9 protein-coding genes are annotated in these 15911 nt (G+C 40.1%); 5 read left to right on the top strand and 4 right to left on the bottom strand.

What is annotated here, in order from left to right; genetic code table 11:
• Nucleotides 1-2: 2 nt before the first annotated feature.
• From LC115_02015 to LC115_02005, 3 genes are all read right to left on the bottom strand, one after another.
• Entirely contained in the window at nucleotides 3-1040 is a 1038-nt protein-coding gene (locus LC115_02015; protein ID MCZ2355456.1) for a PorP/SprF family type IX secretion system membrane protein, read from the bottom strand.
• Nucleotides 1037-7657: a gliding motility-associated C-terminal domain-containing protein gene (locus tag LC115_02010; protein ID MCZ2355455.1), complete on the bottom strand. Its 6621-nt coding sequence runs from the start codon at nucleotides 7655-7657 to the stop codon at nucleotides 1037-1039. Before LC115_02010 ends, LC115_02015 begins: the two co-directional genes overlap by 4 nt.
• Nucleotides 7658-8049: 392 nt before the next feature.
• Complete coding sequence (locus LC115_02005; protein MCZ2355454.1) at nucleotides 8050-9351, bottom strand: citrate synthase; 1302 nt, start codon at nucleotides 9349-9351, stop codon at nucleotides 8050-8052.
• A 470-nt stretch (nucleotides 9352-9821) separates the two neighbouring features.
• Here LC115_02005 and LC115_02000 point away from each other — a divergent pair, with 470 nt between their 5' ends.
• The 4 genes from LC115_02000 (at nucleotide 9822) to LC115_01985 (ending at nucleotide 13139) form a co-directional block, all read left to right on the top strand.
• Nucleotides 9822-10451 (top strand): LysE family transporter, encoded by a 630-nt coding sequence (locus LC115_02000; protein ID MCZ2355453.1) that lies wholly within the window; start codon nucleotides 9822-9824, stop codon nucleotides 10449-10451.
• Nucleotides 10445-11434 (top strand): NAD-dependent epimerase/dehydratase family protein, encoded by a 990-nt coding sequence (locus tag LC115_01995; GenBank protein ID MCZ2355452.1) that lies wholly within the window; start codon nucleotides 10445-10447, stop codon nucleotides 11432-11434. The genes LC115_02000 and LC115_01995 overlap by 7 nt, the downstream gene beginning before the upstream one ends.
• On the top strand, nucleotides 11418-11627 hold the full coding sequence (gene thiS, locus LC115_01990) for a sulfur carrier protein ThiS (protein ID MCZ2355451.1): 210 nt from the start codon (nucleotides 11418-11420) through the stop codon (nucleotides 11625-11627). The genes LC115_01995 and thiS overlap by 17 nt, the downstream gene beginning before the upstream one ends.
• 114 nt (nucleotides 11628-11741) lie before the next feature.
• The gene (locus tag LC115_01985) at nucleotides 11742-13139 is read left to right on the top strand and encodes an MATE family efflux transporter (protein ID MCZ2355450.1); all 1398 of its coding nucleotides are present in this window, start codon (nucleotides 11742-11744) and stop codon (nucleotides 13137-13139) included.
• Between the two features lie 4 nt (nucleotides 13140-13143).
• Here LC115_01985 and LC115_01980 read toward each other — a convergent pair whose 3' ends face one another.
• Nucleotides 13144-14577, bottom strand: a complete 1434-nt coding sequence (locus LC115_01980; protein MCZ2355449.1) for a hypothetical protein — start codon at nucleotides 14575-14577, stop codon at nucleotides 13144-13146.
• Between the two features lie 299 nt (nucleotides 14578-14876).
• On the opposite strand from LC115_01980, the gene nuoH reads away from it, so the two are divergent.
• Nucleotides 14877-15908, top strand: coding sequence for an NADH-quinone oxidoreductase subunit NuoH (nuoH, locus tag LC115_01975; protein MCZ2355448.1), 1032 nt, complete (start codon nucleotides 14877-14879; stop codon nucleotides 15906-15908).
• The last annotated feature ends 3 nt before the right edge of the window (nucleotides 15909-15911 follow it).

Below are 15911 nucleotides of genomic sequence, written 5' to 3'. Positions count from 1 at the left end.
GATTAAAATGTTGGAAATGGAAGTGCCGATGTTTTTCTATCTAAATTACGAAATCCAATATTATAGTGAAGCATTAGTTGAATTCCACCAAAATTACCGTTAATTAGGTGTGCTTTAGAGGTAACAAAATCAAAGCAAAAGGCAAATGATAAGCGTTTATCAAATTCAAAGCCGGAGAAAAATACGATAGATTCAGTAGAGCGGGCTGTTGCTCCGAGCATAATGGAGGCGTTTTCATGAGAAAACCATATTCCTTTATCAAAAAATACCCATCTGGCAAAAAAAGTATAGTTAGCAAGTTGGGAATTATTATGTCTTAGGTATAAGATATTTGCATTCAAATCGAGGGGGGTTCGCGTCCTAAGTTTTCCACCGAAATTGGCTGCGAAACGGATAGATTGCTTATCTTCTTTAAAGCCATAGAACCCGACGTGCGGTTGGTTAATGTGATATACGGCAAAGCCTGCCCACGGGTTAAATTCTGGATTACCTTTAATTTTTTGCGTACGGTAGTACGTTATGCCGCTTGAAATATCTAAGTTAGCTTTGGAAAAGCGAGCTAATGATGTTTCTTGGGTTGGTTTAGAGAAAGCGTCTCCGTCATATTGGTCTTCAAAGAACAGCCGAGAATCTTCGATGTGTCTTTGGGCAAAGCCTAACTGAACGCCGGCACGTAGGTGGTCATAACGAACCTTTACACCTAAGGGAATATCATAGGCAGCGCATATCTGCATTTGGTTAGTACGGATATAGCTGGCTAAGTCTGTAGAAAACAGAACCCCTACTCCACCTTTAAATTTTTCACTATTCAAATTCAGGTCTCCGGTAAGAATAGAGGAGTTATAGGCAGCCGAAGCCGTTTGCTGGCGATACCGGTGAGTAAGGTTAAAACGCATTTTCCCCTCTACAAGCCCCACATAAGCCGGATTAATGGCGTTAGGCGTTGCATATATCAGAGAATAATTCAGGTCTTGTGCTAAACCCTCCCTAACTATTAGCAAAGCGACCACCCAAAGTGTTATTCTTTTTAGAAACATCATTTTACTAAGGATACATTACCGGTGTATAGTGTTGGCCCTATAATAGGCAGTTCAATCATTACTTTGTAGGAATAGGCTCCTACGTCAAAAGGTTCTCCGCTGGGTGTTTTTCCATCCCAACCTTTGGGGTCATTGGTACTCTCAAAGACTAACTTTCCCCAACGGTCATAGATTTGCATAAACAGCACATTTGCCGTATTATCTGCCGGTAGTGGTCTAAATATATCATTTATTCCGTCTCCATTGGGAGAAAAAGCTGTTGGAAAATCATAACGGGGCGGTTTGATAATAACATAGTTTGTGGCTACATAAATATCCCCACAACCGAGTTCGTTTTCTACATAAAGTGCTATTGAGTACGTTCCCGGCTGCGAAAAGAAATGTTCAGGATTTTGGAGATTTGAAATATTGTTAATAACAGTATCGGCAGCAGTTATCGTATCGCTTGCAGGATCTCCAAAGTCCCACAAATAGCGTACTGCATCTACAGAAGTATCTGTAAATCGAACCCTCCGATTATTATATGGCCTCACTACGGTATCACCTGTAAGACCTGCAAGCGGTGGCATACTCACATTAAAAGTATATTCATCTAAGCCAATACATCCTTGAATATTTCTACAGGCAAAAGTGAAAGTATAGGCACCTATTTTTAAAGAATCGGCTAATAAAGTATCTGCTTGGTGGATAAATCTAGGGTTAGTTTGGTCGGGATTTCCGCTACTTAGTACCTGACTTATATTCCCTCTAAACCAATAACGATTTACACAGGTTCCATCATTTTCAAGTCTGAGAACTAAGTCTAAACCCACACAAATATCTTTACCTGTTATAACTGGCTCTGGAGTTGGATATACTGTAACTAACACTTGTTTTTTAGCTGTACATCCAGAAGCGGTGTAGATAAATACGTCATATAATTGCGTTTGGGTCGGCTTTATGTACGTTACCGCACTATTTGGGGAGCTAATCCCCTCCCCTACCCAGTGATAAGCTAAACCGTTAGTAGCAAATATCTGAATCGAATCTCCGGAGCAAACAAATACATTTGTAGAAACAGTAGTTGTATCTGGCTGCCTAACAATCACTTGAACTGTATCTTGGAATACACAGCCTAAATTATCCTGCACCTGAACTAAATAGGCTCTACTTTGAGTAGCAAAGCAATATGGACTGGCTACATTTGGGTCGCTTAACTCTTGACCAGGCTGGCCAGTTATTAAATCTCTCCATGAATAGAATGTTCCACCTGAAGCCATAAGCCGTACTGTATCCCCCAAACACAAAGATGTGTCTGGATTAACAGTAGCAACTGCTTGTCTAACAAATAATAACTGGGAATACGAAATACTGTCGCAACCCGGCCCATTGAATACCGTCCAAGTAAGTGTGATGGTATCCCCTCCGTCTGCACGAACAGATAGATAGCGCGCATTTGGATTATTCGCATCAGAAAAACTTCCCGCCCCGTTATGCGACCATCTTCCGTAAGAATATGCTCCTTTTAATGTAGCCCCCAAGGGTATTGAAGGATAGCCGGCACAAACCGTGTCTAATGGTGTGCTAAAATCGCCCAAGGGTACGTCATATACAAATAGATACTGTTGATACTGAACCGGATCACACTTGCCATTGATTACTGTCCAAGTTATGGTTACTGCGGTATCTTTATCTGCTGAGCCAGCGATGTAAACAACATTAGTATCGGTGTTATTGGGTGAAAATGACCCACTTCCGGAAGTTGTCCAAAAACCTTGTCCATAAATAGCCTTTCCGCGCAATGTATCGGAAGTATCTTGATAGCAAACTTCTGCATTGGCAGGAGGTAAAAATGCACCCAACGAGGGAGTCTGAATTACAATATCTTGGTTATATCGAACAGTATCACAGGGGCCATTAGTAATTACCCAAGTTAGCGTAACAGGTTTACTGGACGTAGTTACAGATGGATCCACAAGAGCAACATAACGTGCATTCGGGTCGGTAGAAGGTGCTGTAAATCCGCCAATGCAGTTGGTACATTCCCACTGACCGAAGCCGACCGTCAAAGTCGCCCCTAATGGGGCAGATGCAGTGCCTGCACAAATACTGTCTGGTGCCGTTGAAAAATCACCTTGCGGATGTTCATACACACGTAGCATCTTAAAATTTGAATCCGAAACACACCCCGGAGCCGAAACAACCCAAACAATAGATACATTTATCGGATCATTAATATGGGAAAAATATACCACAGAATCACTTCGCAGGGAATCTGAAAATGTTCCTAATCCATTTAAAGTAACCCATTTACCAGTTCCAAAAGAAACTATTGCTCGTAAGGTATCAGAAGTATCGCCGGCACAAATTGGCCTTAGCTCAGAGACGAACTCGCCTGCTGGATAGTTTCTGACAAATAGCGTTTGGCATAAATCGAGTTCATTACAATTGCCGTTGGTGATATTCCAGCAGATATTTATGTTTCGACCAACCGCCGAAATTGGTGGAATATAGACAGCATTTGAATCTAAGTCGCTGGGAGAAAATGTTCCTCCGGCAGGATTACCGTTAATCATAGCCGTCCATCTACCCGTTCCGGCAGAAACCGTTGCTCCTAAAGAAATTGTAGGGGTAAGTGCACAAATAGAATCTAAGGTAGTATTAAACGTTCCAGCTACCGATGTATTTAAAACCTGCAAATCCTGAAAGTTGGTATCTGAGCTGCAAATGCCGTTAGTTACAATCCAATACAAACGAATTGTAGTTCCTGCTTCGGCGGGATTGGTAAAATAGATAGCATTGGGGATGGTGTCATTATCGAAATGTCCGCCATTTCCACCAATGGCGTACCACTTACCTTTTCCGGTAGATATGGTAGCAGCAAGCGGAACTGTTGGTGATCCTGCACATACTGCTGGCACATTCGTAAAGAATCCGCCGGCAGGTACAGCGTCTATACAAATAGTTGTGAAGTTAGAGTCCACGGTGCAAGGTCCGTTCGTAACAACCCAAGCTATGGGAACACAAGTGCCAACGTCGCCGGGGCCAGGGATGTATCGGGCATCCGATTTATTAGAATTATCAAAACCGCCAGTCCCAAAATGTACCCAAGTTCCAACGCCTATATTTGTTTGTACACGTAAGGTATCTGAAATAGACCCAAAACAAACAGGTGGTGGAGCCGTTACAATAGAGCCGTCCGGTATATTATAAACAATGAGTGGTTGAGGTAGCAACAAATCATTACAAACTCCATTAGAAACACGCCATATCAAGGTAATTGTATCTGAGGCACCGGGAACAGTTGGAGGTGGGATATATCTGGCAGCAGTATCAAAAATATTCGGGATAAACTGCCCTCCGAGTACACTTGCCTCCCAGCTACCAGTACCGCTAACAACCGAAGAATTTAAGGGTTGAGTAGTATCTGTGATGCAGATTGGTGGGGGTGCGTTGGAAAAATATCCTTCGATGATGGTATTTGATAACTGAATGGGCTGAGTTAAATATAAGGTATCACAGCCGGGGCTGTATATCTTAGCCGTTAAGGTTACGGTTTGTCCCGCATCAACCAAGTTGGAATAGTATATAGAACGAGGTTTATTGGGTGGATAAAAAGCTCCATTAGCAGAGCCGTCATCCCAAATAATCCCCGCTCCTGAGGTGATATTTACTACTAAGGTATCTGAATTACCACCGGCGCAAATCATTGGTGGCCCAACCGGAAAAGTAGCCGCCGGCGGGCTTCCTATGATTAACCTTCTGGTAATCGTATCTTCTTTACATGGGCCGTTAGATGTAATCCAGTAAATATCAATAGTATCCCCAGCGTTAGCAGGATTTGAAGCATATTTTCCATTTGGATCTAAATTAGTTACGGCAAGACCTTTATTATCTAAAAAAGTGCCTAATCCATTAGCTCCTTGCGCCCAACGCCCCGTTCCAACAAAGGCAAATGCCCCTAAATTTACCGAAGTATTTCCCGCACATACTGGCGGGGGAGTTGTTGCAAAAACTCCGTAAGGGGTATTATAAACTTTCAGCTTCTGGGTAAAAGCCAGTTGCTTGCAAAAGCTATTGGTAATAGTCCATTTTAATTGAATTGTTTTTCCGGCATCTAATGGGTTGGATACATAGCGGGTATTGCCATCTAAGGAGTCCAGAAAATATCCGGCACCATTATGTGTCCAGCGTCCTATACCGTTAACGGCTGTTGCTCCCAATGGCTTGGTCCTATCTCCAATACAAATAGAATCCGGTTTTACAGAAAAAGAGCCTGATATTCTCATATTTAGAACATGAAGTAGCTGGCAGTTTGAATCCGGAACACATGAGCCGTTTACAACAACCCAACATAGCTGAACATTTCCGTTCGGTAGAGTTGGGTCATTAATAGTATCTGATAAATAAGGAGATTCGGGGTTATTCGGGTCATCAAAAGTTCCTGACCCGTTAGGTGTAACCCAGAAGCCGGTTCCTCTGATGGTAATACCGTCTAAAGAATCTGTTTTGCCACCGGCGCAAATAGTGTCCGGCTTAACGAGATAGTCTCCAAGTGGCTCTGAACTTACGGGAAAAGCCTGTATGTATATTTTGGGAACACATCCGGGTGAAGAAACTTCCCAAGAGATAGTAACTGTTGTGTTGGAATCAGATGGGCTGGAAATATACACAGCGTTACTATCAAAAGGAGACGGGTAGAACACTCCTTGTCCGGTAGAAGCCCATTGTCCTATTCCAACGTCAATGTGGCCACCCAAAGGCAGAGAAGAGTCTCCGGCGCAAAGAGATGGTAAATTTGTATTAAACGCGCCAAAAGGCTCCGCTGAGATAATGAGCCGCTGGATAGTGGTATCACTTTTACAAATGCCGTTTCCGACTATCCACGAAATATCAACCGTATCTCCGGCTTCTGCCTGTGTGCTAATATATTGAGCATTAGGGTTGTTTGGGTTGGTCATTGAACCTAATCCATTTTCAAGCCAAAATCCTGTTCCATTGACAGCAGTAGCTCCCATGGGAGCAGACGTGTTACCTGCACATATTGGTAGCGGTGCATTGGAAAATAACGCAAGTGGCTTATCTAAAACATTTACAAATTTTGTATATACTGAATCTGAGCAGGGTCCGTTACTTACAGTCCAATTAAGCTGCACAGTTACTCCTCCGTCCACATTGGCTGCAACATAACGTGCATTTGGGTCATCTGAATTGGAAAATCCTCCTTTTCCGTTAGGAGTTGACCATTTACCGGATCCGGAAGTTACTTGCGCGCCTAATGGAATGGTGGTATCTCCCACGCAAACATCCGGAATAACTGTATTGAAAGTACCCTGTGAGGGGCTGAATACGCGTACAAAATGAACGTTGGAAAAACTACTATCACAAGGTGTTGAGGTTTTTAAGCGAAAATAAATACTCGTAGTTAGCGGTGGGGAGACGGTGTTGGTATCTGTAACACCTGCAATATCTATCCAGTTTAAAATACCATTCGGAGATGTTTGCCACTGGGTTGTGCCCACAACATTATGGGCTACCAAATTTACAGTTCCGCCAACACAAACGGCTGTATCCGGCTTATCAAATGTTCTAACACTTGGGCGTGGAACAGTGAATATTGTAATCGGATTCGTAATTGTAGTACAACGGCTGGCGTTACTTAGAATGCACCGAAAATAGCTTGTATCGTTTAGTGGGCTTGTCCAAAAAATAGGGCCATTCGCGCCTAAGCCAGAGGTATTGGAAAAAAAAATATTATCAGTTGAGATTTGCCATTGAAATTGTTGGCTGGTTGCGCCCTCTACAAATAAAACGGCTGAACTGTTTTCACAAATAATAGAATCCGAGAGCTGGCTGGCTATAACGGGGAAATCATATATTCTAACCGGAATAATGTCCGTAGTATCCAGACAGTTACAAGAGATGTTTTTGGTAATTGCATAAATGCTATCTTGATTTATGTTTGTGGTATAATTTTTAGCGGTATCAGCCTGTAAAAGGGTTGTGCCTCTGTAAAAAAATACTGAATCAGATGAATATGAGCTAACAGTATAAGTAATTGGGTCTGTTCTACAGATTGTGTCTTTACTCGCTTTAAATGAATCTACGATAGCAGGGCAACTTTCAACCATTTTCGTTGGTTGGAAAAACACAAAGCGCCGAATAGAAGCACCGGTAACATAATCCGTAATATCTCCTCTTGGGGGGGTGTCATTAGTAGCTAAAAAGCGCCACTCTGAAGTTATTGGCTTACCACACTGCTTTACCTTAATAGCAATCCTGCCTACGAGAGTTCTATTGTTAAATGGTACACCTATTCCACAGCTACCAGATGGTACACAAGTAGGTGTACAAGAAGTATTGGCTCTTACCGTTAAGTTAATATAGGTTGTATTTGAAGGTGTACTAGGGCCTAAGTCCATATACAAATAGGAACAAGTGTCCCCTGTATTAGATTTGTCCCAAATTCCTCGTGTTACAATCGTTTTAGCATTAATATCTAAGATAGTGGTATCTATTTCGATAACAAAGTCAGAAGTTCCTAAGCGAAAAAAAGTTGCAGACACCCGCTTTATATAAACATCAAAATACACAGAATCTGACGTAGAATTTAGCTTTTGTTCTAGCTGAAGTGTCATCTTTACTTGTGCAAATAAATCTGCACATACTATAAAAAATAGCAGTATTAACGGTAATATCTTGTTTAACAATGAATTAAACATTAAATTTAGTCTGTTAAGCACAGTTTTGACAGTTCGGCAAGTTCGCAAATTTTATTTTACAAAATATCTATTTTAGTAATAATCCCATTATTTTTACTGATTGAAACACTTTATTACGATTTATTATACATAGTTTTTATAGCAAAATATTAGGTTTTTATCGCTATTGTAATATCTAAAATCGTTCAAAAAGAGATAAATAGCTTAAATTTATACGCCAAGTTCTTTATCTCTTTTAAACTTGTAGTGGCCTAAACGTTTGAATTGTTTAGGCCACTACAAGTTTAAAAATTATTATAAACTAAATGTTATTTTGAAATTGGTTTACGCTCTTGCAATGAGCACCAATCGCGTTTTGTATAACCGGTATAGATTTGGCGTGGTCTTCCGATGGGTTCATTTTGGTCACGCATTTCTTTCCACTGGGCTATCCAGCCGGGTAGGCGGCCAAGTGCAAACATCACAGTAAACATATCTACCGGAATGCCTATTGCGCGGTAAATTATACCGGAGTAAAAATCAACGTTGGGATATAATTTTCTTTCTACAAAATAATCATCTTTGAGTGCAGCTTCTTCTAACCGTTTAGCAATATCTAAAACAGGGTCATTGATACCAAGTTTATCAAGCACTTGGTCGCATGCTTTTTTAATAATTCTGGCACGTGGGTCAAAGTTTTTGTAAACTCTATGTCCAAAGCCCATCAAACGGAAGTTATCATTTTTATCTTTAGCTTTTTCTACAAATTTAGAAACATCGCCGCCGTCTTCTTTGATGATGTCGAGCATTTCCATTACTTCTTGGTTTGCACCTCCGTGTAGTGGCCCCCATAGAGCTAATACTCCTGCTGCAATGCTTGCATATAAGTTTGCATGGGATGATCCGACCATTCGCACTGTTGAGGTAGAGCAGTTTTGCTCATGGTCAGCATGTAAGATAAGTAATTTATTGAGCGCATCTACAACAACGGGATCTGCTTCATAATCATGTGTTGGCATAGAAAACATCATGTGCAGGAAGTTAGAGCAATAATCTAAATTGTTCTGCGGATACATGAATGGATGCCCAATGGATTTTTTGTATATCCAGCTAATTAAAGTAGGAACTTTTGCCATTAAGCGGCTGATTGTAAGTCCAACACTTTCTGGGGTTCCGTGTGGTTTTAAGGATTCTGGGTAAAATGCAGCCATTGAGCAAATTGTAGAAGACAAAATCCCCATAGGATGCGCACTTGTTGGGTATCCTTCAAAAAACTGCTTCGTATTTTCATGGATTAACGTATGTTTAGTGATACGATTTTCCCAGTTTCTAAGGTTTTCTTCGGTAGGTAATTCTCCCAAAATCAAGAGATAAGCTACTTCTAAGAAGGAAGACTTTTCTGCTAACTGCTCTATCGGAATGCCCCGGTATTGTAGTATCCCGTTTTCTCCATCTAAAAATGTAATTGCACTCTTAGTAGCACCAGTGTTTTTGTAGCCGGAGTCTAACGTTATGTAGCCGGTCATGTCTCGTAACTTAGTGATATCAATAGCTTTTTCTTGCTCTGAACCAGTTACTACAGGTAAGGAAAGCGTCTTGTCCCCTAATTTAATTTCTGCAACTTCAGCCATAGTTCTAAACTTTATTGTGTGTTGTGTGTGATTCCGTTTGCGAAGTTGAGCAAAATTTTATCAAATACAAATGCTTTTAAAAAAAAAATGTACTCACCTTTTATTACACAAGAAATAATTTTTAATTATTTCTGTATCAATACATTCACACTATGTATACTTGAACCAACTCTGCTGCTTCGGTGATTTAGCGGCTTTTATTAAGCGTTTACTAACTTGTTATCAGTGCTAAAAATCAAGTAATTTTCAGGTGTAAGAGTATTCCATTCCTTCTATTGGGTAGATACGAAAAATATTAGGGGCTATTTTGGGATAGGATATCCAATACTGATTTTACATTCTCTGGCGGGCAATGTGCTTTTGTGGTACATTTGCATTTCATTTTAAAATGTAATACTTTCATTGAACTTTATTGCTTAGAAACTACTATTACCTAAATCCTAAGTTTGTAAGTTGATGTTTATATAGGTATGACCGAAGCATTTCATTTTTTGTTGGGTTTATTAATTAGCTTTATTGCTTCAATACCGGTAGGTCCGTTAAACGTAGCCGTTGTTCAGGCAACGCTCTTGCAAGGCAAGCGGACTGGATTTGAGATTGCCTTAGGGGGCGCACTTATTGAATTGCTATATTGTCTTTTTGCCATAGCCAGTTTACATTTTTTTGCTATTAATCAGGCTTTTTTTCATTGGTTACATTTAATAGCCGCAATACTTTTGGCTGGGTTAGGTTTTTTTCACTTACGAAAGAAGATTTCAGAGGAAGACCCGAAACCCAGAAATGGAGGGATGAGCCTATTATTTGGAATTAGTTTAGGCGCAATCAATCCAATGCTTGTTCCTTTTTGGCTTGGAGTGGTAGCTTATCTGCGGAGTTTAGAATGGTTATCGGATGTATTTGCGATACAATTATGGTTTGCAGCAGGAATTGCAGTAGGGGCACTCGGGCTGCTGGTATCTGTAGCGTTAATTGCCGATAGGCGAAAACAAGGATTAAGTTATAAAAACAAAGTGTTGATTCAGCGTATTTTAGCATGGCTTTTCATTGCATTAGCTTGTATTCAGTTTGTAAGTTGGTCTTTTTCTAAACTTCAATGGTAGCAATTACAGGTGCCAATGGTCTGGTAGGAAGCCATATAGCTCGCTTATTATTATCACAAGGAGAAACCGTCCGGCTGCTTGTGCGAAATCCGAATGACCATAATTTAGATCCTTTTCGATCTAATACAGAAATTGTAGCTGCCGATGTGTTAGATGTATTGGGGCTCCAAAAAGCCTTAGAAGGTGTTGATTCTGTGATACATACCGCAGCTATTGTTAGCTTTTGGAGAAAAAAACATCCAGAAATGCTTACCACAAATGTAGAGGGAACTAACAACGTGGTAAATATTTCTTTGCAAATGGGGATACAGCGTTTGGTGCATATAAGCTCAATAGCGGCTTTGGGGCGTAGTGAAACTACAAACGGTATGTTAGATGAAAACAATATTTGGGTAAATAGTTCCCAAAATTCTATGTATGCTCGCAGCAAGTACAAAGCAGAATTAGCAGTGCTGCGGGGTGTAGAAGAAGGCCTTAACGCCGTTATTGTGAATCCAGGTGTGATTTTTGGGTTTTCTGACTGGAATCGCAGCTCCTCTAATGTATTCAGAAAAATGGCTCACGGGCGCAGGCTCTACCCCCCAGGCGGAAATGGTTTCGTAAGTGCCGATGATGTGGCAAAAGCTGCGGTTATCTTAGCAGGCAGAAAAGATTTAACCGGAGAAAGATTTATCTTGGTAAGTGAAAACTTATCTTACAAACGGATCTTTGAACTCATTGCTAAAGCATTCAATAACACTCCCCCAAGCATTGAACTGCCACCAAAACTTGTTTTACTCGCCGGATTTCTATCCGAAGTAATCAGCTTCATAACCCAAAAAGAACCCATTGTTTCCCTCGAATCTGCCAAAACTATCGGTAATACATATCAATACAACAACAACAAAATAACCGAAGCTACTGGCTTCATTTTTGAACCCATAGAATCTGTAATCAACAACTTAGTACCTCAATTTATTGAAAAATATGGACTTAATCGTTAATGGAAAACCCCAAAATATTGATGATCAAATTAAGCATATTTCAGAATTGCTTGATTATCTGGGAATCTTAAATGAATCAGGTGGAATAGCAGTGGCGATAAATCAGTCTGTTATTTCAAAAACAGATTGGGAGTCAATAACCTTAAAGGCGGGCGATTCTGTGGATATTATCACAGCTCGCCAAGGCGGATAGTTTTTCTCAAAAAATTATCATTTAGACAAAATATAAGCGGAACACTTTTAAGATACAACCTACGAAGCGTTTTTGTCTATCTTTGCGCTCGTTTTTTTACAAAGAGGGGATGAGATGCGGTTAGAGGGATATGTTCCAACGTTAAAACGTTTATTAAAAATAAGTTATCCTATTGTTTTAGGGCAAGTGAGTATTGTTTTGATGGGGATAACGGACAATATGATGGTAGGACAAACGGGTTCCGTTGCTTTAGCAGCAGCTTCAATCGTTAATTCAACCTTTTTTTTGTTATTCACATTGGGTATTGGGATTGTGTCTGTTTTGGCTCCCTTGACGGCTACGGCAAAGGGTGCTGATACAACCTCAATAGTGAAGGATTACTTTCACATGGGTTTAGTTTGGGCACTTATAGCCGGTGGCGGATTTGGAATTATTTTTGGTGTTTTTGCCGGAGGGATAAGTTGGTTAGAACAGCCCCCCGAAGTAAATACTTTGGCAATTCCTTATTTCCGCATCATCGGAAGTTCTGCATTGCCTTTGGCTATCTTCATGGCTGCTAAGGGCGTTAGTGACGGCTTAGGTAGAACTATACAAGGTTTTTGGATAACACTTATTGGGTTGGTTGTCAATATATTATTAAACTGGACTTTAATTTTTGGGAAGTTTGGGTTTCCGGCTATGGGCTTAAATGGTGCGGGTTGGGCTACATTAATAGCTCGTTGGCTAATGGCTATATTGATACTTTGGCAGTTGGTGCGCCCACACGGAGGTATTTCGCTCCCTTTATTTCCATTTTCATTGAACCGTTTAGTTTTTATAAAAATTGGCAGGATGGGCTTAGGTGCAGGATTGCAGTATTTTTTTGAAACCTCTGCTTTTGTTTTTGCTGCCTACATTATTGGCTGGATGGGAGCTGAAAAGTTAGCTGCCCACCAAATTGCAATGGGCTTAGCCAGCATGACTTATATGTTTTCACTTGGAATTTCGATAGCGGGCTCCATTATGGTTGGAGAAGCTAAAGGAAGTAATAATTACCCAGCATTGGTTCGTGCCGGTAGGGTTTGTTTTGCAGTTACGGCAGTGTTTACCTTTTTTTTCGCTTCGTGTTTCATTCTGCTAAACAATTGGTTACCGCTACTGTATGTAAATCCGGCTGAACATGAGGTCATTATGATAGCCTCAGAACTTTTGCTGATTTGTAGTATTTTTCAACTCTCCGATGGAACTCAGGTGGTTGCGCAAGGGTTGTTACGCGGGCTTGGGGATATAAAAATCCCAACTATAATCACCTTAGTCGTTTATGTTGGGATTGGATTACCTTGGGCATATTTCTTGGGCTACCGTTCCGGATGGGGTGTCAAAGGCGTTTGGATTGGCTTTGCGATAGGGCTTTCGGCATCCGCTATTTTACAGTGCTGGCGTTATCTTTCGTTAGTTAAACAAAAATCCAAATACGTAGCTACCCCCCAAAACAATGTGCTACCTACTATGGCAGCACCCGTTTCTGCCTAAATTATTACTTCTTTTTAACTTCTTTGTAAGTACCGCTTACTAATTGAAAAAGTTGCTTGGCAATACTGATTTGGTTATTTGCTCCCAATTTAATTAAATCTAAATAATCTTTATCAATTGTATGAACAGACCCCTTTGTTTTTGCGGCAAGTTCTAAATAAACGGGTTCTACGCTATAATAAGCACCGCATAATATTACTCGAACTGGTTTTAACAGTTTAGGAATCAGGCTTATATCTCTAAAATCCGTATAGGCATCAGCGACTAAGAATAGCTCGGCTGAATCTGGAAATTTTTCTTGCGCTGCGAGTAATGCTTCTACGTCATTTTCGGGGCTATCTCCACCATATCCGGCATCCATAGCTTTTAATATCGTTTGTTTTAGGCTTTGGGGAGTGCAGTTTGCACAAAAATATATCCCACCTGTTTGGCCAACTATTTTCTGTTCTTGTGGCTTAGCATCACCATCGTTAAAAAGGACTATATTCATCGGAATATCTGCGTTATAATGAGCATTAAACCAGCTAACTAATTGATCCATAAATGGCCCCATACTGCCGGTAACATCACATACAATTGTCTTGATCTTCCATTGTTTATTTCTGTTAAAAACTTTTTCTACTGCATCATCTTCTTGCTCGGTTTCTAAGGCTTTTAAGTAATCATCAACGGAATAATAATCATACAAAGAGTCAACATGGGAACGTTCGCGTTTGTATCGTTCTAATGCTACCCTTCGGAGGGAGTCAATTTCTTTTCGTTTTTTGTCGCGAATAGCCAGATATTCTTTCGCACGGGCTTCTGATTTCATACGAGCTTCTATCAACTCTTTTCCCTGCCCATGATAATAATAGGTAAAGTAGTTTGTAGCCTGACCTTTATCTACCATCTTAAAAACGTAAAAATTACTGTTATACATCACATTACCGACATAATCTTGCCCAATAGGCACTTGAAACAAAGCTATTCCCTGTGCATTTGTAATTCCATCATATCGTTTACCTGTTTGCTTGCTGATGAGCCAAACTGCCTCACCCGAAACAGGTCTATCATTCATATTATTAAAATGAAACTCAATCGTGGCTGTCTTATCTACAATAATAGTTCTCTTGATAATTTTATTAGGAATAGCCGCAACCTCTAATATTTCTACTCGGCTGCTATCGCCAAATAATATTTGATATTTATCTCCGATAGGAACCATAACTTCAGTTATCCCTATCCTATTTGTCTTAGTTTTAAATTCTCTTTTGCTTGCGCGCCCTACTATAGCAACCCCTTCATTGGCAAATGGCTTTAAATTAGTGTATTGAAAAACCAAATAAATAACGGCTGTTGAATCCGTAGGGCGTAAAGTGGGCGGAGGAAGTTGCCCAAAAGCAGCTATAAAAGTCGTTACAGCCAATAAGATAAAGAAAATTATATTCTTTAGATTCATCACAATAATTCAGTAATTTACAAATGTAGCGGTATTCAATAATTATGCCTAAGCTAAGTTCACTATTTTAAAGTATCTATTTTTCAGCAAGCTACTCTTTATCACAAAATAATCAAATCAGCACAACATAATAATATTGGTTATCATTCTGTTATATACTAAAATCTTCCTGATTTTTTATTTTTTTCTTGTTCTTTTTGCCTATATCTGTAAAAAACTTTTTATCTAATACGAATATCTGTGTAGATTATGTTTGGAGAAAAATTAACTTTGCCGTGCAAAGGGATTTTAACTGAAGCATGAGTATAGACGCATTAATTAATTCGTTAATAATTATTGGATTAACGTTATTTGTAGGCTTAACGGCAGCTGCCTACGTTGTTCTGGCTGAGCGTAGAATCTGCGCTTTTATGCAGCAGCGGTTAGGGCCTAATCGGGTGGGGCCTTTTGGTTTATTACAGCCTTTGGCGGATGCTATTAAACTTTTATTCAAAGAAGATATTGTTCCGACTAGTTCTAATCGGTATATCCATGCTTTAGCACCTATGCTTGGCGTTCTTTTAGCAGTTGCTGGCTTAGCACTACTTCCATTAGCACGCGGGCTGCATATCGCTGACGTAAATATCGGAGTGTTATACTCTTTGGGAATTGCCTCAGTTGCAGTATATTCAATCACATTAGCCGGTTGGAGTTCAAATAGTAAATACTCCTTGTTAGGCGGTTTGCGGTCTTCTGCACAAATGCTTTCTTATGAAATACCTATGGGGATTTGTGTGGTGAGCATTGTATTACTATCCAACCACTTTTTGCCAACAAATAACGGAGAATATTTACGTATGACATCCATAGTAGAAGCACAAAGCTCCGTATGGTTCGTTTTTGTGAATCCACTTACATTCTTAATCTTTTTCGTTTGCGCCTTAGCAGAAACAAACCGTGTTCCCTTTGACTTAGTAGAAGCAGAACAAGAGTTGGTAGGTGGCTATCATACAGAATATAGCTCCATGAAGTTTGGATCGTTCTTTTTGGGAGAATATCTAAACATAGTAATCTCTTCTGCTCTGATGACTACTTTATTTTTAGGTGGTTACTTAGGTATCGGAGAGAAATCTTTAGGCGTTCAAAGTTGGGGATTTTGGCCGCAATTGGGTTGGGGCTTAGGCTGGTTTTGCCTAAAAACCTTCTTCTTAGTATATGTCTTTATCTGGGTACGCTGGACTTTACCCCGCTTTAAATACAACCAACTAATGGATATTGGCTGGAAAGTACTACTACCGCTATCACTACTTAACTTAATGGTTCTTGCATTTATCTTACTACTGTTTCAATAAACT

It is taken from the genome of Bacteroidia bacterium, from assembly GCA_026932145.1.
Taxonomy (GTDB): domain Bacteria; phylum Bacteroidota; class Bacteroidia; order J057; family JAIXKT01; genus JAIXKT01.
This window is presented reverse-complemented; position numbering and strand designations above follow the sequence as displayed.